Annotated in this window: 19 protein-coding genes; 1 reads left to right on the top strand and 18 read right to left on the bottom strand. The window is 66.9% G+C overall.

Annotated features, from left to right (window positions below; genetic code table 11):
- Positions 1 to 37: 37 nt before the first annotated feature.
- Positions 38 to 2068: a protein meaA gene (locus F8178_RS04775; RefSeq protein ID WP_317493396.1), complete on the bottom strand. Its 2031-nt coding sequence runs from the start codon at positions 2066 to 2068 to the stop codon at positions 38 to 40.
- A gap of 128 nt (positions 2069 to 2196) precedes the next feature.
- Positions 2197 to 3459, bottom strand: coding sequence for a UDP-N-acetylglucosamine 1-carboxyvinyltransferase (murA, locus tag F8178_RS04770; RefSeq protein ID WP_317493395.1), 1263 nt, complete (start codon positions 3457 to 3459; stop codon positions 2197 to 2199).
- A gap of 114 nt (positions 3460 to 3573) precedes the next feature.
- On the opposite strand from murA, the gene F8178_RS04765 reads away from it, so the two are divergent.
- Positions 3574 to 4158, top strand: coding sequence for a cob(I)yrinic acid a,c-diamide adenosyltransferase (locus tag F8178_RS04765; RefSeq protein WP_317493394.1), 585 nt, complete (start codon positions 3574 to 3576; stop codon positions 4156 to 4158).
- 15 nt (positions 4159 to 4173) lie between these two features.
- Here F8178_RS04765 and F8178_RS04760 read toward each other — a convergent pair whose 3' ends face one another.
- The 16 genes from F8178_RS04760 to rho form a co-directional block, all read right to left on the bottom strand.
- A complete protein-coding gene (locus F8178_RS04760; protein WP_317493393.1) occupies positions 4174 to 4608 on the bottom strand; it encodes a DUF2550 domain-containing protein in 435 nt (144 codons plus the stop codon).
- Between the two features lie 24 nt (positions 4609 to 4632).
- Positions 4633 to 4998 (bottom strand): F0F1 ATP synthase subunit epsilon, encoded by a 366-nt coding sequence (locus F8178_RS04755; protein WP_317493392.1) that lies wholly within the window; start codon positions 4996 to 4998, stop codon positions 4633 to 4635.
- Between the two features lie 180 nt (positions 4999 to 5178).
- Entirely contained in the window at positions 5179 to 6636 is a 1458-nt protein-coding gene (atpD, locus tag F8178_RS04750) for a F0F1 ATP synthase subunit beta (protein ID WP_317493391.1), read from the bottom strand.
- 4 nt (positions 6637 to 6640) lie between these two features.
- A complete protein-coding gene (locus F8178_RS04745; protein ID WP_317493390.1) occupies positions 6641 to 7591 on the bottom strand; it encodes a F0F1 ATP synthase subunit gamma in 951 nt (316 codons plus the stop codon).
- Between the two features lie 13 nt (positions 7592 to 7604).
- Positions 7605 to 9248, bottom strand: coding sequence for a F0F1 ATP synthase subunit alpha (gene atpA / locus F8178_RS04740; protein ID WP_317493389.1), 1644 nt, complete (start codon positions 9246 to 9248; stop codon positions 7605 to 7607).
- Between the two features lie 100 nt (positions 9249 to 9348).
- On the bottom strand, positions 9349 to 10188 hold the full coding sequence (locus F8178_RS04735; RefSeq protein WP_317493388.1) for a F0F1 ATP synthase subunit delta: 840 nt from the start codon (positions 10186 to 10188) through the stop codon (positions 9349 to 9351).
- Positions 10189 to 10194: 6 nt separating this feature from the next.
- The gene (locus F8178_RS04730; RefSeq protein WP_317493503.1) at positions 10195 to 10719 is read right to left on the bottom strand and encodes a F0F1 ATP synthase subunit B; all 525 of its coding nucleotides are present in this window, start codon (positions 10717 to 10719) and stop codon (positions 10195 to 10197) included.
- Positions 10720 to 10771: 52 nt separating this feature from the next.
- Positions 10772 to 11005: an ATP synthase F0 subunit C gene (locus tag F8178_RS04725; RefSeq protein WP_317493387.1), complete on the bottom strand. Its 234-nt coding sequence runs from the start codon at positions 11003 to 11005 to the stop codon at positions 10772 to 10774.
- Between the two features lie 75 nt (positions 11006 to 11080).
- The gene (gene atpB, locus F8178_RS04720; RefSeq protein WP_317493386.1) at positions 11081 to 11863 is read right to left on the bottom strand and encodes a F0F1 ATP synthase subunit A; all 783 of its coding nucleotides are present in this window, start codon (positions 11861 to 11863) and stop codon (positions 11081 to 11083) included.
- Between the two features lie 237 nt (positions 11864 to 12100).
- Positions 12101 to 12592, bottom strand: coding sequence for a hypothetical protein (locus F8178_RS04715; protein WP_317493385.1), 492 nt, complete (start codon positions 12590 to 12592; stop codon positions 12101 to 12103).
- Positions 12593 to 12673: 81 nt separating this feature from the next.
- Positions 12674 to 13822: an MraY family glycosyltransferase gene (locus F8178_RS04710; RefSeq protein ID WP_317493384.1), complete on the bottom strand. Its 1149-nt coding sequence runs from the start codon at positions 13820 to 13822 to the stop codon at positions 12674 to 12676.
- A 9-nt stretch (positions 13823 to 13831) separates the two neighbouring features.
- Complete coding sequence (locus F8178_RS04705) at positions 13832 to 14479, bottom strand: L-threonylcarbamoyladenylate synthase (RefSeq protein WP_317493383.1); 648 nt, start codon at positions 14477 to 14479, stop codon at positions 13832 to 13834.
- A gap of 164 nt (positions 14480 to 14643) precedes the next feature.
- Entirely contained in the window at positions 14644 to 15510 is an 867-nt protein-coding gene (prmC, locus tag F8178_RS04700; RefSeq protein ID WP_317493382.1) for a peptide chain release factor N(5)-glutamine methyltransferase, read from the bottom strand.
- Positions 15511 to 15642: 132 nt separating this feature from the next.
- Positions 15643 to 16731: a peptide chain release factor 1 gene (gene prfA / locus F8178_RS04695; protein ID WP_396344970.1), complete on the bottom strand. Its 1089-nt coding sequence runs from the start codon at positions 16729 to 16731 to the stop codon at positions 15643 to 15645.
- A 105-nt stretch (positions 16732 to 16836) separates the two neighbouring features.
- A complete protein-coding gene (gene rpmE / locus F8178_RS04690) occupies positions 16837 to 17058 on the bottom strand; it encodes a 50S ribosomal protein L31 (protein WP_317493381.1) in 222 nt (73 codons plus the stop codon).
- A 101-nt stretch (positions 17059 to 17159) separates the two neighbouring features.
- Positions 17160 to 19142 carry a transcription termination factor Rho gene (gene rho, locus F8178_RS04685; RefSeq protein WP_317493380.1) on the bottom strand — a complete coding sequence of 661 codons (1983 nt, stop codon included), beginning with the start codon at positions 19140 to 19142 and terminating at the stop codon, positions 17160 to 17162.
- Positions 19143 to 19342 lie beyond the last annotated feature (200 nt).

Below are 19342 nucleotides of genomic sequence, written 5' to 3'. Positions count from 1 at the left end.
AGCAACGCGAACCGACACCCTGCCGGTCCGGGAGCGCCTACGCCAGCGCCGTCGAACGGTCGTCCAGACCGTGTGCCTGGCGGATCACGGTGACGACCTGCTCCATGATCTCGGTCAGCTCGTAGTCCTTCGGGGTGAACACTCGCGCGATACCTCGGTCGGTCAGTTCCGCGGCGTCCGAGCTCGGGATGATTCCACCGACGATCACCGGGACGTCGTCAGCCCCTGCGGCACGCAACCCCTCGACCACCTCCGGCACCACGTTCAGGTGCGATCCGGACAGCACGGACAGTCCAACAACGTGGACTCCTTCCTGCACCGCCGCCGCGACGATCTGCTCCGGGGTCAGCCGGATCCCCTGGTAGACTACCTCGAACCCGGCGTCGCGAGCCCGGACGGCGACCTGCTCGGCACCGTTGGAGTGCCCATCGAGCCCCGGCTTACCCACCAGCATGCGCAACCGCTCGCCGAGTTCCTCGCCGGTAGCGCGCACCCGATCCCGCACCGTGCCGAGCTCACTGCCGGCGCTCGGCACGGAGGAGGCCGACACCCCGGTGGGCGCTCGGTACTCGCCGAACACTTCCCGCAACGCTCCTGCCCACTCCCCCGTGGTCACGCCCGCGCGTGCGCAGTCAAGGGTGGCCTCGAACAGATTCTCGTCGGTCCCAGCGGCCTCACGCAGCCGTGCCAGCGCGCGCTCGCATCGCTGCGCGTCCCTGCTGGCACGCCACTCCGCGAGCGCGCTCACCGCACCGGCCTCCACGTCCGGGTCAACCGTCTCGATCGCCTCGGCTCCCTCGGCCTGTAGCGGGCTCGGCTCGGTGGTCTCGAACCGGTTCACCCCCACCAGTACCTGCTCACCGGATTCCACCTTGCGCCGGTACTCGCCGAGCGAGGACACCAGCTGGGACTTCATGTACCCGTTCTCCACCGCGGCCACCGCACCCCCCATGCGCTGGACCTCCTCGATCTCGGCGCGTGCCCCGCTGACGATCTGGTCGACGCGGCGTTCGACCACCGTCGAGCCCGCGAAGAGATCCTCATACTCCAGCAGGTCAGTCTCGTAGGCAAGCACCTGCTGCATGCGCAGCGCCCACTGCTGGTCCCACGGGCGCGGCAGGCCGAGCGCCTCGTTCCAGGCCGGTAGCTGGATGGCACGGGCGCGGGCATCGCGCGAGAGTGTGACGGCGAGCATCTCGAGCACGATCCGCTGCACGTTGTTCTCCGGCTGCGCCTCGGTGAGCCCGAGCGAGTTGACCTGGACCCCGTAGCGGAAGCGCCGCGCCTTGGCGTCGGTCACGCCGTAGCGGTCCCGGGTGATCTCGTCCCAGAGCTGGGTGAAGGCCCGCATTTTGCACATCTCATCGACGAACCGCACACCGGCGTTGACGAAGAAGGAGATCCGTGCGACCACCCGGGCCATCTCGTCGGCGTCCACCCGATCGCGTAGCGCATCCAGCACGGCGATGGCAGTGGACAGCGCGTAGGCCACCTCTTGGGTCGGCGTGGCTCCCGCCTCCTGCAGGTGGTAGCTGCAGATGTTGATCGGGTTCCACTTCGGCACGTGCTGCACGGTCCAGGTGATCACGTCGGTGATCAGCCGGAGGCTCGGTCCGGGAGGGAAGATGTAGGTACCCCGGGACAGGTACTCCTTGATGATGTCGTTCTGCGTGGTCCCGGTCAGCTGCGCCAGCACCTCGTCGCGATCGCGCCCCTGCTCGGCGGCCTGTTCCTCGGCGACGGTGACGTAGAGCGCCAGCAGCCACATGGCGGGCGCGTTGATGGTCATCGACGTGTTCGCCTCGGCCAGCGGGATACCGTCGAACAGCTGCCGCATGTCGCCGATGTGCGCCACCGGAACGCCCACCTTGCCCACCTCGCCGCGTGACAGCGGGTGGTCGGCATCATAGCCGGTCTGGGTGGGCAGGTCGAAGGCCACGGACAGGCCGGTCTGCCCCTTGGCCAGGTTCCGCCGGTACAGCGCGTTGGACGCTTCCGCCGAGGAATGCCCCGCGTAGGTGCGCATCACCCACGGCCGGTCACGCTGACTGTCAGACGGGTACGGCATCTCGTGACCTCCCTGGGTGTCCTCGCCGAAGGAATGCCTTGAGGATACTGGTCGGTAACCGCTGCTGTCCGTACCAGCGCTGGATGGCGAGCGTCACGTCCGACGCATCAGCGACGCGGGGAGGCGCCTCAGCCCTCGACCACGCGCTCGACCCGGGCGCCCAGCCGGGTGAGGTTCTCCACGAAGTACGGGTACCCGCGGTCGATGTGGAAGACGTCCCAGAGCTGGGTGACGCCATCGGCGCACAGGCCCGCGATCACCAGCCCGGCTCCCGCACGGATGTCCGATGCCCACACCGGAGCGCTCGACAGCCGCTTCACCCCACGCACCACCGCGTGGTGGCCGTCGGTACGGGCATCCGCGCCGAGACGGACCATCTCGTCGATGAAGCGAAAGCGGGCCTCGTAGACGTTCTCGGTAATCATCGACGTGCCCTCGGCGATCGACGCAAGCGCCACCGCGAACGGCTGCAGATCGGTCGCGAACCCGGGATAGGGCAGCGTGACGAAATCGATCGCGCGGGGTCGCTCGTGCTGGACTACCCGGAACGCTTCCTCGCCCACCACCGTGATCTCGGCCCCGGCATGCCGCAGCTTCTCCAGCACGAGATCCAGGTGATGCGGGTTCACCCCACGTACCGTGATGTCTCCTCGCGTGGCCGCCGCCGCGAAAGCCCACGTCGCCCCGACTATCCGGTCCCCGATGACCCGGTGGGTGGTGGGCCGGAGCGCATCCACACCGTGCACGGTGAGCGTCGAGGTGCCCGATCCCTCGATCTCGGCCCCCATCTGCTGCAGCATGACGCACAGGTCAACGATTTCCGGCTCGCGCGCGGCGTTGTCGATGACCGTGGTCCCCTTGGCCAATACCGAAGCCATGAGGATGTTCTCGGTAGCGCCGACGCTGGGAAAATCGAGCCAGATCTGCGCACCGTGCAGCCCGTCGGCCTCCGCGACGACGCACCCGTGATCGATCACGCTCGTAGCACCCAGCTTGCGCAACCCGTTCTGGTGCATGTCCAGTGGCCGTGACCCGATCGCGTCACCGCCGGGGAGCGCGACAACAGCCCGCTTCAACCTCCCGACGAGCGGCCCGAGCACGCATACCGAAGCCCGGAGCTTGGCCATCGCCGCGGAGCTCGCCACGTACGACGGCTCGGCAGGAGTCGTGATCACCACGGTGCCCCCGTCGATGCTCACCGCACAACCGACGCTACGCAGCACGTCGGCCATCAGCGGGACGTCGAGGATCTCCGGGCAGTTGGTGATCGTCGTGGTGCCCTCCGCGAGCAGCGCGGCCGCCATCAGCTTCAACACGCTGTTCTTGGCGCCGACGACCTCCACTTCACCCGAGAGGCACGCGCCTCCGTGGACGTCGAAGTGCTCGCTCACCCATCCTCCTCAACGACATATTCAGTTCTGGCTCACCGGATGCGTGCCCGGAAAGCCAGGCGGTCATCGTAAGCGACCGGACGTCACAGCGTGAGCCGCGGGTAGGCTGCGGGCATGTCAGTTCGGATCAATCGTGTGTACACCAAGGTCGGCGATAACGGAACCACAGCGCTGGGCGACGGGTCGCGCGTTCCCAAGACCTCGGCGCGGATCGGCGCTTATGCCGACGTCGACGAGACCAATGCTGTGCTCGGAACCGTCCTGGCCCAGGGGCAGCTTCCCGAGGAGATCGCCGAGGTGCTGCGCTCGGTGCAGAACGACCTGTTCGACGTGGGCGCGGATCTGTGCACACCGATCGTCGACAACCCGCCGTACCCACCGCTGCGCGTGACCGACGGCTACATCGAGCGGCTCGAAGGCTGGTGCGACGAGTTCAACGAGCGGCTACCCAAGCTCACCTCGTTCATCCTACCGGGCGGCACACCCGGCGGCGCTCTGCTACACCAGGCACGCACCGTCGCCCGCCGCGCGGAACGCAGCGCCTGGCTGCTCAAGGAAGCCGAGCCCGCCAGCACCAACGCACTGGCGCTGCGCTATCTCAACCGGCTCTCCGACCTGCTGTTCATCCTCGCCAGGCTGGCCAATCCGGAAGGCGACGTACTCTGGCGCCCCGGCGGTTCCGATGCCGCAGAGGGCTGAGTCGGCTGAGTCGGACTAGCTCGCCCGGGGCATCTGATGCCCCGGCGGGGCCGATTCCAACCAGGACAGGAAACCCGTCAGCGGGCCGGGCCCCATGGCAATCTCGATGAACCGGCCCGAACGGGACTCGCAGCCGAGGACCGTGGCATCGGCGGGCAGCGAGTAGATCTCGATACCGGACGGTTGCCTGCGGCGGGAGATCTCCAGGTCATCCCGGGACAGCACGCGGTCGGGCCCGCTACGCAGGCTCAACACCCGGAACCACAGGAACTGCTCACCGTGGTATCGGCCGATACCCAGATGCCAGCCAGCGTCGCCCTCGCGGTAACGCCAGCGCAGGGCGACGTTGACACCGCCACCCTTCAACACTCGACGCCAGCGCAGGGCCATCCATCCAACGACGGCCGCTATCGTGATCAGGAGCCCGATGACCAGTACTGAGATATCCACAGCAGGCTCCCGATCGTGGCTCGACTAGACCGGCTGCCCCGCGGCACGCAATCGAGCGCTCGCTCTGGCGCGTTCGACCTCGTCTTCGTCTCGGAGCGCTTCCCTCGCCGCCGCGACATCGATCTCGCCAGCCATCTCCGCGGTCTCGGCGAGCACGCTCACCCGGTCGCTGGTGACCGACAGGAAACCGCCGTGCACGGCGGCACCGACATGCTCACCCTCGGAGGTAGCGATGGTGACCACGCCACCCTCGACGAGCTGCCCGAGCATGGGCTCGTGCCCCGGCATGATGCCGATCTCACCCTCGGTGGTCTGCGCGACGACGAACGTGCCTGTACCAGACCACAGCCGACGCTCGACAGCGACGAGCTCGACGGACATCTCGGCCACGTGCTCTCTCCTTCACAACAGCGTGCTACCGGCGGGGCACTCCCGCGGCTGAACCACCGGCTCGCTGGGCGCGACCACAGCGATATTCAGTGTAGTTGGTACTCGTTGCCATTCCGCAACACGGCGGAGCCGCGTCCCTGAAAAGGAGGACGGCGGCTCCGCCATGGCACTGACACCACCTTACGAACCGGTGATCTCGGCGTACTTCTTCTCCAGGTCCTCGAGACCTCCGATACCGAGGAACGCCTGCTCCGGGAAGTGATCGAACTCACCCTTGCAGATCTTGTCGAACGCCTCGATGGTCTCGCTCCTCGGCACCGTCGATCCCGGCTGGCCGGTGAACTGCTCGGCGACGAGCATGTTCTGCGACAGGAACCGCTCGATCCGACGTGCACGGTTCACAGTGAGCTTGTCCTCTTCGGACAGCTCGTCGATACCGAGGATCGCGATGATGTCCTGCAGCTCCTTGTACTTCTGCAGGATCCGGATGACCTCGGAGGCCACCCGGTAGTGCTCGTCACCCACAATGGCCGGGTCGAGAATGGTCGACGAGGAGGTCAGCGGATCGACCGCGGGGAAGATCCCCTTCTGGAACACCGCACGCGACAGCTCCGTCGTGGCGTCCAAGTGCGCGAACGTCGTCGCGGGAGCCGGGTCGGTGTAGTCGTCGGCGGGTACGTAGATGGCCTGCATCGACGTGATCGAACGGCCCTTCACCGAGGTGATCCGCTCCTGCAGGAAGCCCATCTCGTCGGCAAGCGTCGGCTGATAGCCCACCGCCGAGGGCATGCGACCAAGCAGTGTCGAGACCTCCTGGCCTGCCTGGGTGAACCGGAAGATGTTGTCGATGAACAGCAGCACATCCTGGTTCTGCACGTCCCGGAAGTACTCCGCCATCGTCAGCCCGGACAGCGCCACTCGCATACGGGTACCCGGCGGCTCGTCCATCTGGCCGAAGACCAACGCGGTGTCGTTGATGACACCGTCCTCGCTCATCTCGAGGAACAGATCCGTGCCCTCACGGGTGCGCTCACCGACGCCGGCGAACACTGAGGTACCACCGAAGTTCCTGGCGACGCGAGTGATCATCTCCTTGATCAGCACGGTCTTGCCAACACCCGCGCCACCGAACAGGCCGATCTTGCCGCCTTGCACGTACGGGGTGAGCAGGTCAATGACCTTCAGGCCGGTCTCCAGCACCTCGGTCTTGCCCTCGAGCTGGTCGAAGGCAGGCGGCTCGCGGTGGATCGACCAGCGCTCGAGGTCCGAGCCGTACCCCGGTTCGTCGAGGCACTCGCCGATCGCGTTGTACACGTGGCCCTTGACCTTGTCGCCGACCGGAACCGTGATCGGCGAGCCCGTGTCGCGGACCGGCGCCCCGCGGACGAGCCCGTCCTGTGGGTGCAGCGAGATCGTCCGCACCAGGTTGTCACCGAGGTGCTGGGCAACCTCCAGTGTCACGGTCTTGGCGAGCTCGCTGAACTCGATGTCGACCTTCAGCGCATTGAACTGGTCCGGCAGCGCACCCCTCGGGAACTCCACGTCCACAACAGGTCCCCGGACCGCCACGATCCGACCTGTCGCTGCGCCGTCGTCCTTTCCGGCTGCGGATACCGCTGTGTTTGCGTCGGCAGTCATAGGTCTACTCTTCACTTCCTGCTGCGGCCAGCGCGTTCGCGCCGCCGACGATTTCGCTGATCTCCTGCGTGATCTGGGCCTGTCGGGCCTGGTTTGCCTCGCGTGTCAAGGTATCGACAAGCTCGTTGGCGTTGTCCGAGGCCGCCTTCATCGCCGCTCGCCGCGCGGCCAGCTCCGAGGCCGCCGATTCGAGCAATGCTGCGTAAATCCGCGTGTAGATGTACTTCGGCAGCAGGGCACCGAGCAGTGTCTCGGCGTCCGGCTCGAAGTCGTACGACGGCAGCAGGTTCGGCCCGGAGACTTCCTCCTCGCTGGAGTCCACATACTCGATCTCCAGTGGAGCGACCCGCTTGGCCACCGGCGTCTGGGTGAGCATCGATCGGAACTCGGTGTAGACGACATGGATCTCGTCCACCCCGAGCGATGCCTGCTCGCCCTCGCTCTCACCTTCGCCGTCGGTGCCTGCCAGGAACGAACCCACCAGTTCCTCACCGGCCTCGGCGGCATTGCGGTAGTGGGGCTGGTCAGAGAACCCGGTCCAGCTACCCGAGACCGCCCGCCCGCGGAAGCGGTAGTAGTTCAGCCCCTTACCCCCGATCACGTAGACCAGGGGCTCCTTACCCTGCTCGCGAAGCAGGGACAGCAGCTCCTCCGCGGTACGGAGGACGTTGGCGTTGTAGCCGCCGCACAGCCCCTTGTCACTGGTCACAACCAGTACAGCGGCGCGGCGCGGGTTCTCCCGCTCCACGAGCAGCGGGTTGTCCAAGTTGCTCGCGGCGGTCGCCAAGGCCTGCAAGACGGTTGTGATCTCCTCGGCGTACGGCCGGGACGCCTCCACCCTGGCCTGAGCCTTAGAGATACGCGAGGTGGCGATGAGTTCCATCGCCTTGGTGATCTTGCCGATCGACTTGGTCGACTTGATCCGAGCTCGTAGTTCGCGAAGTTGCGCAGCCATTCGACTTACCCGGTCACTTCTTCGGCGCCGGCTTGGCGACCTTCACGGTCTCCTGCCCGACCTTCTCGGCTTCCATGGCGTCCGCCTCTCGCTGCGGCACGACCGAGCTGCCGTCGGAAGCGGTGAACTGCTTCTTGAACTCGTCGACCGCATCGTCGAGGCGCTTGGCATTCTCGCCGGTCCACTCACCCGTGTCGCGAACCTCGGCGAGGATCCCCTCGTGCTTGCGGCGCACGTGATCGAGGAACTCACGGTTGAAGCGGCGAACATCGTCGGTCGGCACCGAGTCGTAGTGCCCGTTGGTGCCGAGATAGACCGTGACGACCTGCTCCTCCACCGGGATCGGCGAGTACTGCGGCTGCTTGAGCACCTCGTACAGCCGTTCACCGCGATCGAGCTGGGCCTTCGATGCGGCGTCGAGATCGGAGGCGAACGCCGCGAACGCCTCCAGCTCCCGGTACTGCGACAGGTCGATACGCAGCGATCCCGCAACCTTCTTCATCGCCTTGACCTGGGCGTCACCACCGACGCGGGATACCGACGTACCGACGTCGATGGCGGGGCGCTGACCCGAGTTGAACAGGTCGGACTGGAAGAAGCACTGCCCGTCGGTGATCGAGATGACGTTGGTGGGAATGTAGGCCGAGATGTCGTTGGCCTTGGTCTCGATGATCGGCAGTCCTGTCAACGAGCCCCCACCCAGCTCGTCGGACAGCTTCGCGCACCGCTCCAGCAGACGGGAGTGCAGGTAGAAGACGTCACCGGGGAAGGCTTCCCTGCCCGGCGGCCGCCGCAGCAGCAGTGAGATCGCGCGGTAGGCCTCGGCCTGCTTGGTGAGGTCGTCGAACACCACCAGCACGTGCTTACCCTGGTACATCCAGTGCTGGCCGAGAGCGGATCCGGTGTAGGGAGCCAGCCACTTGTACCCAGCGGAGTCCGAGGCGGGCGCTGCCACGATCGTGGTGTACTCCATCGCGCCCGCGGACTGGAGCGATTCCCTGACCGCGGCGATGGTCGAGCCCTTCTGGCCGATCGCCACGTAGATGCAGCGCACCTGCTTGGCGGGATCGCCGGATTCCCAGTTGGCCTTCTGATTGATGATGGTGTCCACGCAGACCGCCGTCTTACCGGTTTTGCGGTCCCCGATGACCAGCTGGCGCTGCCCCCGACCGATCGGGGTCATGGCGTCGATCGCGGTGATACCGGTCTGCAACGGCTCCGACACCGGCTGGCGCTGCACGACCGAGGCGGCCTGCAGCTCGAGCGCGCGACGCTCCTCGGCAGTGATGTCGCCGAGCCCGTCGATGGGCTGGCCGAGCGGGTCAACGACGCGGCCGAGGAACTCCTCGCCAACCGGCACGGAGAGGATCTTGCCCGTGCGCTTGACCTCCTGGCCTTCCTCGATCGACTCGAAGTCACCCAGGATGGTCACACCAAGCTGCGTTGGCTCGAGGTTCAGCGCGACACCGAGCACGCCACCGGGAAACTCCAGCAACTCGTTCGCCATCGCCGAGGGCAGCCCCTCGACGTGCGCGATACCGTCGCCGGCGTCGACGACGACGCCGACCTCCTCCCGGCTCACATCCGGGGAATAACTCGAGACGTAGTTCTCGATCGCGTTGGCGACCTCTTCCGAGGAGATCGTCAGCTCCGCCATGTCGTTCCCGCTCTCACTTGTCGGTCCTTCGTTGCAAAGTATGTCGTGTGGCCCAGGCCACGGTGCCTACCCGTGGTCTCGGGCGTCACCGTCCGTCGGATCAGCGCGTCAGCTCGCCCTGCAGCGCGCGCAGCCTGCCCGCGGCGCTGCCGTCGATGACCTCGTCGCCGACCTTGACGAGCAGGCCACCGATCAGGTCCGGCCGAACCTCGACGTGCACCGCGATCGGCCTGCCGTAGATCCGCCGTAGCCGCTCGGCCAACGCCTCCCGCTGCTGTTCGGAGAGCTCCTTGGGAGTGACCACGTGCGCTACCGAGCGATCCCGCCGGGCCGCTGCCTGCTGGGCCAGCTTGTCGAGCGCGTTGGCCACCGCGCGCCCGCGCGGGCGCGCCGCAGCCTGCTCCAACATCGTCTGGGTCACCGAGGTCAGCTTGCCGGTGAACAGCTCTCGCACCAGCCTACGCTTCGCCTCCGTCGGAGCGGTGCGGTCAGCGAGGACGCTCTCCAACCGCGGTTGGTCGGTCAGCACGCGAGCCAGCGAGAACAGCTCCTGCTCGACGGTTTCGAGGTTGCCTTCCCGCTCGGCACCCTGCAGCAATGCCGAAGCTGCCAGCGCGGTGAGACCGTCCAGCAACTCGCGAGGCTTGGACCACCGACCGGTTACCACGGTGTCGAGCACCTGCAGGGTCGGCTCGCTGACTTTGCCGTCGAGCAGGCCTCGGACCAACCCCTGCCGTGCCGCGGGATCGGACGAGGCGTCCGCTACCGCCCTGCGCAGCCGGATCTCCGAGCCCAGCAGGTGGGCGAACGAATACAGCTCCTCGCCCACGACCGCCGGGTTCGCACCGGGATCACCGAGCACCTCGCCGAGCCGCTGCTCAGCGGTGGCAAGCGCTTCCCTACTGGCTGCGTGCAGTGTCGTCCCTGCGCTGTCTGTCATGGCTCGCTATCCTCGTGCTCCCGCCGAGTCCAACTCCTCGAGGAACCGATCCACCGTCCGGTTACGCCGTGCCTCGTCTTCGAGCGACTCGCCGACGATGCGGCTGGCGAGCTCCACCGAGTGCCGTCCCAGCTCGTTCCGCAGCTCCGCGATGATCTGGGACTTCTGCGCCTGCAGCTGCGACTCGCCCTGTGCGACGATTCGCGCAGCCTCCGCCTGCGCCTCGGCCCGGATCTCCTCCCGGATCTGCTCGGCCTCCAACCGGGCGTCGTCACGGATCTTGGCGGCCTCGGTCCTGGCCTCAGCCAGCTGCGCGTTGTACTGCTCGAGCGCTCGCTGGGCCTCGGCCTGTGCCTTCTCCGCCTTCTCGATGCCGCCCTCGATCTTCGCCGTCCGCTCCTCGTAGAGCTTCTCGAACCGCGGCCCCACGAACTTCCAGAGCACGAACAGCAGGATCAAGAAGGCCCCGAGACCAACGATCATGTCGGACACATCCGGCAGGATCGGGTTCGGCTCCTGTGCCAGGTACATCGGCATGGTCTCTACCTCTCCTAGTGCTGTCTCCCAGCTGTGGTCGCCGACCTCAGGCCGCGAGGAAGAAGAGCACGAAGCCGATCAGGGCGAGCACTTCGACAAGCGCGAAGGTGGTGAAGGCGATACCCATCAGCTTGCCCTGTGCCTCGGGCTGCCGCGCGGTGCCGCTGATGACCGAGGAGAAGATCATTCCGACACCGATACCGGCACCGATCGCACCGAGCCCGTACCCGATGACCGCAAGACCCGGGTTGATGTCAACGGCCTGCTGCGCAAGCTCCATTCCGCTCACTGTGTTTCCCTTTCCAGCTCTCACCCGCTATCAGCGGAGGTGTAGCTCGTACTTTCCTTCTACTTTTTAATGCTCCTCAGCCAGCGCCATACCGATGTAGCTGGCCGAAAGCAGCGCGAAGATGAACGCCTGGATCGTCATGATCAGTGCCTCGAGGAACGTGATCGCGATGACCCCGAGGTAGGAGAGCCCTGCGACCGCGTAGAGCAGGCCCTCCCCGTGCACCAGCAAGAACGTACCGGCACCGGCGAACACCAGGATCAACATGTAGCCCGCGAACATCGCGGCGAAAACACGAACCGCCAGCGTGAGCGGGTTCACCACGAACTTCGAGAAGAACTCGATCGGAGCGAGCAGGATGTAGACCGGCCATGGCGCACCCGGCGGGAACAGCTGGTTCTTGAAGTACCCGAAGAAGCCGTGCTTACGCATACCCGCGATGTGGTAAACGGGGTAGACCACAAGCAGCGACAGCGCGAGCGGGAAGCCAATCTGGGCCATCGTCGGGAACTTGGTGACCGGGATCAGCCCGAAGAGGTTGTTCACCAGCAAGAAGGTGAACAGAGCGAGAATCAACGGGACGAAAGGGCGGAACTCCGCCGAGCCGATCTGCTCGCGCGCGATGTTGTTGCGCCCGAAGCTGTAGATCGATTCCGCCAGATACTGGAACTTGCCCGGGACGATCTTCATGTTCCGCGTGGCGGCCAGGAAGAACACGGAGATGATCAGAGTCGCCATGATGGCGAGCAGCATCGGCTTGGTGACAGCACCGAAGATCGGGGGAAACTCGAGATAGCCCGCGCTCGGCGGTGAGTATGTTTCGCCCGTAGCAAGCACCAGCGTGCTCAACTGGACTCCTTCCGGTTCTCCCGGCAGCAGCTCACTTCACCGGGGGAATCGTCACAATCGGTCGTCAACGTACCGGACGTGAATCGGTACCTAGCAGGCGGCCAACGCGATGCGCTTCCCGCGCACTCGCTGTCGGTCACCTTCGCCAGCGGACCCTACCAGCCGCTCAGAAGCCAGGAGTACAGGCGTCCTGCTATCCCGGCATATCCCGTCGACGGCGCAGTCCACCCAGGTCATTCAGCTGCTACCGCCGCCAGCTGGGATGATCGTAGGGATCTTGGTGCGCCGGAAAGCCACCACCTCGGCCACCGCCCAAGCAATCACCGTGACCAACACGGTGAGCCCCAGCGCCATGGGATCCAGCACAGGCACGTCCCGCAGTGTGACCATCACAACAAGCAAGGCGACGATCTTCAGCGTGTACCCGCCGAGCACCACCCCGAGCAGCGACTCGGGTGGCAACGCCGCGGTGAGATGCATCATCCCCACGGTCACCAGCGACGAGGCGAAAGCGACCGCGACACCGATCACAGCCCCGATCAGCCCCGTCCAGCCCGCGAGCACAGCGGCCACCACCACGGAAACGGCACCGGCAGCCGCGCCGAACAGCAGCCCGGTTCGCAGCATCGCCGCCGCCAACCTGCGCACCGAGGCCGCGTGCGGATCGTCCTGCCGCACTCCCTCCGGCTGTGAGGTCATGCTGCTCTCGCCGTCCTGGTGCTCAGTCACCCGATGCCCCTTCGTGTACCTGCGTGGCTGACTCGCAGTACGCGCGTGCTCGCTCGGCACCGCCGTGCCCGCCCGCGTCTGCTACTGCCGGACTCTCAGTCTAGGGATCGACGAGACGATCACCGCAAGCAGCAGGCCAACCAGCAACCCCCCGACCACGACGAGCGCGTCGAACAGCGTCAGTGCCACCGCCCCGAACGCGAGCAACGCCGCCCACAAGTAGATCAACAGCACCGCACGCCGCTGTGAGTGACCGATCTGCAACAGGCGATGGTGCAGGTGCATCTTGTCCGCACTGAACGGGCTCTCGCCCCGTCGGGTGCGGCGAATCACCGCCATCAGCAGGTCGAGCAGCGGTACGAACAGCACCGCGGCGACCACGATCAACGGTGACAGGAGCGCGAGCGTGTCGGCACCGCCGTACTGCGTTAGCGAGACCCGGCCCGAGGCCGAGGTGCTGGCGGCGGCAAGCATCAACCCGATGAACATCGAGCCGGAATCCCCCATGAAGATCTTCGCGGGCTGGAAGTTGTGCGGCAGGAAACCGAGGCAGGCACCCGCCAGCGTGGCCGCGATCAGCGCGGGCGGGTAGGCACTGACATCTCCGCCCGAAGAATGCAGCAACACCAACGAGAACGCGCAGATCGCCGCTGCCGCGATGAGCCCGATACCCGCGGCCAGTCCGTCGAGGCCGTCGACGAAGTTCATCGCGTTGACCATGGTCACCACGAGCAGGATGACCAGCAGGCCGCCCTGGTTCTGGTCGAGGATGAGCACCGAGCCGAGGGCGGATTCCTGACCCCCCCACGGCACCCAGAACACCGACCATTGCAAGCCGAACAGCACCAGCACGCCCGCGCAGGTGATCTGGCCAGCCAGCTTGGTCCAGGCATCAAGGTCGAAGCGGTCGTCCAGCGCACCGATCAGCACGATCAGTCCGCCACCGACGACGACCGCCAGCGGATCGAGCGAGAACTCGAAGGCGCGGCGCAGCACCGGCAACTGGTGGGCGAGCGCCATACCGCCGAGAACCCCGGCGTAGATGGCCAAGCCCCCCATGTAGGGCATCGGCGCGGCATGCACGTCCCTGGCCCGGGGGACGGCCATGGCGTTGACCTTGATCGCGAACCGCTTGGCCAGCCCCGTCAGCAGGAACGTCAACGCCGCCGCGGTGAGGGCGACGAGGATGTACTCCCGGACCGGGAGGCCGAAGCTCAGTGTTTCGGGCACAGGGTCCGCTCAGTTCGCCGTCACGTCCGTACCGAGGACCTCGGAGATGGCGTCCACCGTGACTGCTCCCTCGCGGAGCACGACCGGTTCGTCACCGGTGAGATCCACAATGGTGGACGGCACGGCTTCCCCTGACGGCCCGCCGTCCAGGTAGACGCCCACCGAGTCGCCGAGCTGCGAACGCGCCTCCTCCGCGGTCGCGGCTGGGGGCTGACCCGAGGTGTTGGCGCTGGATACCGCCATCGGCCCCACTTCGCGCAACAGCTCCAGTGCCACCGGGTGCAGCGGCATTCGCAGCATCACGGTGCCCTTCGTGCTGCCGAGATCCCAAGCCAGGCTCGGGGCGTGGTGCAGCACGATCGACACGTCGCCGGGCCAGAAGGCCTCGACCAGCGCGCGGGCCTGATCTGGCACGCCGAGCACCAGGCCGTCGATGGTGGACCATGAGCCCACCAGCACTCCGACCGGCATGTCCGGACCGCGTTGTTTGGCACGCAGCAGCGCCCGCACTCCCCCGGTGGAAAACGCGTCGCAGCCGATGCCGTACACGGTGTCTGTCGGGATGACCACGAGCTGACCCGAACGCACCGCCGCTGCCGCCGCGGTCAGACCCGCTGCCCGTGCCTGCTGATCCGCGCAATCGTAGACGGTACTCACAACCCTGAGCCTAGCTCTGGTCCACCCGCCCGATTCCCGCCCCCACCCACACAACGCGGCACCCCGATCCGGGCGGGCGGAAGGAGGGGCGAGCCGAAGGGCCCCTTGGGTACACATCCGGTATCGAAGGAGTCCTTCGGCTCGCACCCTGCGCCGCGCCGAGCTCAGCCGGTCCTGCGGGCGGTGACGAAGCGGGGACGGCCCGCGAGGTCCGTGTGGTCGGCGATCTCGGAGAGCACCTTGCGCTGTGACAGCAGTGTGGTGACCGGTTGCGCGTGATCGTCGTCGTGCTCGATGGCGACCCCGCCGCCCGGTTTGAGCAGCCGGGCGGCCAGCGACACCGCGCTCTTGATCAACGCGAGCCCGCCGTCGTCGGCAAAGACGGCGTGACCAGGATCGTGGTCGGCGACCTCGGGCGGCAGCGTCTTGTTCCGGGACACGTACGGGGGGTTGCACAGCACGAGGTCGACGAGGCCGTCCAGCTCGACGAACAGGCGACCGTCGGTGATGTCTCCGGAGTACAGGCGGATCGGGTTGTCCCCTGCGGAGGCCCGGGCGTCGGCATTGCGGCGCGCCCACGCGAGCGCCGTGGTGTCGTTGTCCACGGCGTAAACCTGCGCGTCGGGGCGGGCGTGGGCCACAGCCAGCGCCAGCGCTCCCGAACCGGTACACAGGTCAACGACCACGGGGAACTCCCGCGCCGACAGCAGGTCGAGCCCCCAGGACAGCAGCAGATCGGTTTCCGGGCGAGGGACGAACACGCCAGGACCGACGTCCACGGTAATCGCGCCAATGGCCGCCCAGCCGGTGATGTGTTGCAGCGGGATGCGCTTGGCCCGCTGCGTGACCAGCTGGCCGAGCGCGTCGACCACCTGCGGATCCACCAGCGGAACCAGCGGCAGCTCGGTCCGCTCCACCCCGAGCACGTGCGCCGCGAGCAACTCGGCGTCGGTGCGCGGCGACTCGACACCCGCGTCCTCGAGAATCCTGGTTGCCTCGAGTACGGCCAGTCGCAACGGTTGTCTACGCACGGCCTCACCTTAATCCCAGTGCCGGCGCATCCGGCTGTTCGACACCTCACCATGGGTGATCGGGTATGTCGTGTCGAGCACACCGGTTTCCGGTGCACACGTCATCGGGTGCCCGAGCGCTGGACACGCGCATCACCCGTCAGCGGTTGGGGACGCCTGCTCGGCGAGCTTCTCGGTGCGGTCGGCTTCCCGCAGCGCGTTGATCACACCGCTGAGGTCACCGGCGAGCACCTGGTCGAGGTTGTAGGCCTTGTAGTTCACCCGGTGATCGGAGATCCGGTTCTCCGGGAAGTTGTAGGTACGCACCCGCTCCGAGCGATCCACGGTGCGTACCTGCGAGCGCCGCGTGTCGGAGGCCTTGGCCGCCGCTTCTTCCTCAGCCATGGCCTGCAACCGAGCCTGCAGCACCTGCATGGCGCGCGCCTTGTTCTGGATCTGGGACTTCTCGTTCTGGCAGGACACCACCACCCCCGTTGGCAGGTGGGTGATGCGCACCGCGGAATCGGTGGTGTTGACGCTCTGGCCACCGGGCCCCGATGCGCGGAACACGTCGATGCGCACGTCGTTCGGATCCACCTCGACCTCGATCTCCTCGGGCTCGGGGTAGATCAGCACGCCTGCCGCCGAAGTGTGGATACGACCCTGCGACTCGGTGGTCGGCACGCGCTGCACGCGATGCACACCGCCCTCGTACTTCAATCGGGCCCATACCCCGTCGGGGCCGTCACCGTTGGCCTTGATCGACACCGTGACGTCCTTGTACCCGCCCAGATCCGACTCCGTGGCGTCCAGCACCACGGCCTTCCACCCCATCTGCTCGACATAGCGCAAGTACATCTGCAGCAGGTCGGCGGCGAACAGCGCCGACTCCTCGCCGCCCGCGCCGGACTTGATCTCCATGACCACGTCCGACGAGTCGTACGGGTCCCTCGGCAGCAGCTGCTCGGCCAGCCGGGACTCCAGCTCCGGGATCCGTTCGGACAGCCGGTCGATCTCGCCTGCGAACGACGGGTCCTCCCGTGCCAGCTCCCGCGCCGCCTCCAGATCACCGCGGGCGGCGTCCAGCTGATGGATCGTCTTCACGATCGGCGTGAGCTCCGCGTACCGCCTGCCGAGCTTGCGGGCGCGATCGGCGTCGGCGTGCACCTCGGGATCACCGAGCTGGCTTTCCAACTCGGCATGCTCCGCGAGCAGCCCCTGCAGCGAATCCCGATCCACCATGTCCTCATCCTGCCCTGCCCGAAAGCGGGTGCGTCGAACCGGCCTACACACCACGCCCGCCCCCGCACAAGGCGGGGGCGGGCCGGAGGTGTGTCTGGAACCCAGCTACTGCTTCTTGGCGGTGCGCTTGCCGTAGCGCTGCTCGAACCGTGCGACACGGCCGCCGGTGTCCAGGATCTTCTGCTTGCCCGTGTAGAACGGGTGGCAGCTGGAGCACACCTCGACGTGGATGGCGCCCGATTCCTTGGTGCTGCGCGTGGTGAAGGTATTACCGCAACCACACGTGACCTGCGTGGTGACGTACTGGGGATGGATACCGCTCTTCATGCCTACCCTTTCGTGACGAGCACCGGGTCCCCGCCGCCTGGCGAGGTGAACCGGCACCTCAACGGACACCCATTATCGCAGACCCGTACCGCTTCGCTGCGCTAGACCTGCTGAGCCGCCTGGTCGTCGTCCTGCCCCGGCGCCGTCTTCGAGACCTGCATCAGGAACTCGATGTTGGTCTTGGACTTCTTCAACCGGTCGAGCAGCAGGTCGATGGACTGCTGCGAGTCCAGCGCGTGCAGCACCCGGTGGAGCTTGTGCGTGACCGCCAGCTCGTCGGGCGACAGCAGCAGCTCCTCCTTGCGGGTCCCGGAGGGGTTGACGTCCACGGCGGGGAACACCCGACGCTCGGCGATCTTGCGGTCCAGCTTGAGCTCGGCGTTACCGGTGCCCTTGAACTCCTCGAAGATCACGGTGTCCATGGTCGAGCCCGTCTCCACCATGGCCGTAGCGAAGATCGTCAGCGAGCCACCTTCCTCGATGTTGCGCGCGGCACCGAGGAAACGCTTGGGCGGGTACAGCGCCGTCGAGTCCACACCACCGGACAGGATCCGACCCGAAGCGGGAGCCGCCAGGTTGTAGGCACGGCCGAGCCTGGTGATGGAATCGAGCAGCACCACGACGTCGTGCCCCATTTCGACCAGCCGCTTGGCGCGTTCGATGGACAGTTCGGCCGCGGTGGTGTGGTCCGACGGCGGCCGGTCGAAGGTGGAGGCGATGACCTCGCCCTTGACCGAGCGCTGCATGTCGGTGACCTCTTCGGGCCGCTCGTCGACCAGCACCACCATCAGCCAGCACTCCGGGTTGTTGGTGGTGATGGCGTTGGCGATGTCCTGCAGGATCGTGGTCTTGCCCGCCTTCGGTGGTGACACGATCAGCGCTCGCTGGCCCTTACCGACCGGCATGACCAGGTCGATCACCCGGGTGGTGAGCTTGGTCGGTTCGGTCTCCAGCCGCAGCCGCTCGTTCGGGTACAGCGGAGTCAGCTTGGTGAACTCCGGGCGCTTGAGGTTGTCCGGCTCGAGCCCGTTGATCGTGTCGACGCGCACCAGCGGGTTGAACTTCTGGCGCTGCTGCTCGCCCTCGCGCGGCTGCCGCACGACACCCGTGATCGCGTCACCCTTCCGCAGGCCGTACTTGCGCACCAGCGACAACGAGACGTACACATCGTGCTGGCCAGGCAGGTACCCCGAGGTCCGCACGAACGCGTAGTTGTCCAGCACATCGAGGATGCCCGCGATGGGCAGCAGCACATCGTCCTCGCGGACGTCGGGATCGTTGCCGCCGCTGTCACCGCGGCTGCCGCGGCGCCTGCGGTCCCGCGAGCGCCTGCTCCGCCTGCCGCCGCCCCGCTCGTCGTCGTCCGAGCCGGAGCGACCGTTGCTCCCCTGACTACCGCCCTGGTTACCCTGGCCGCCCTGCGACTTGCGCTGCTCACCGGCCTCGCGCTGCGACTGGTCGCCCTCGTCCTGCGTGTGCTGGCCTTGCTGCCCTGAGCGCCCACCGGAGCGGCTTTCCTGCTCGCCCCGCTGGGCGTGGTTGCCGCCGTTGCCTGCACCACCACGAGAGGCACCGCGCCTGCGGCGCGAGGAACCTTCCCGCTTCGGCGCCTCGTCCTGCGAGCCACTGTCCTGCGAGCCACTGTCCTGCTGCCCGGCACCGGCATCCGCCTTGCTCGGTGCCTCCGCGGCGGGCTCTGTCGGCTCGGCCTGCGTCGCGGCACCACCGGATGCCGTGGCCTGCTTCGACTCGTCCTGCCCGGCACCGGTCATTCCGTCGAGAGGCAGGGCGTTGCTGTCGTCGCGGTCACCAGGGCGCCTCTTCGGCTTCCCCTGGCGCTCACGGATCGCCGCGATGAGATCGCCCTTGCGCATCCCCTTGGTGTCGGTGATGCCCAGCTCGACGGCAAGTTCACGCAGCTCGGCAATCACCATCCCGGACAACCCGCCGGTGCGGCGCTTCGGCGTCCCGGTACTACCGTTGTTGTCCTGCGCAGTCTCTACCGCCACGTTATCGCTCCCCGAAGATGCTGGCTGGCTCTGTGCCGCTTCCACGCTGCCGCTCAATAGATCCGTGTTGCTCACGCAAGTCCTTCCTAACCGGTCCCCGCACCTGCGGGAACCAGCGAAGTCGCCGCCCGTGTCCAAGCCACGAGCCCGGCGCCGTGTCCTATGAGAAACGTGCGGTCGGAGGCACGTTGACACTCTGTGGCTGTACGCACAACAGGCCGCTGCCCTAGTGCTGTCAAAAACCCTGCCTCCCGAAGTGCCGAGGCAACGCCTCC

Source organism: Haloechinothrix sp. LS1_15, assembly GCF_033042135.1.
Taxonomy (GTDB): Bacteria; Actinomycetota; Actinomycetes; order Mycobacteriales; family Pseudonocardiaceae; genus Haloechinothrix.
Note: the sequence above shows the minus strand (reverse complement) of the source record. Positions and strands in the feature narration are given on the sequence as shown.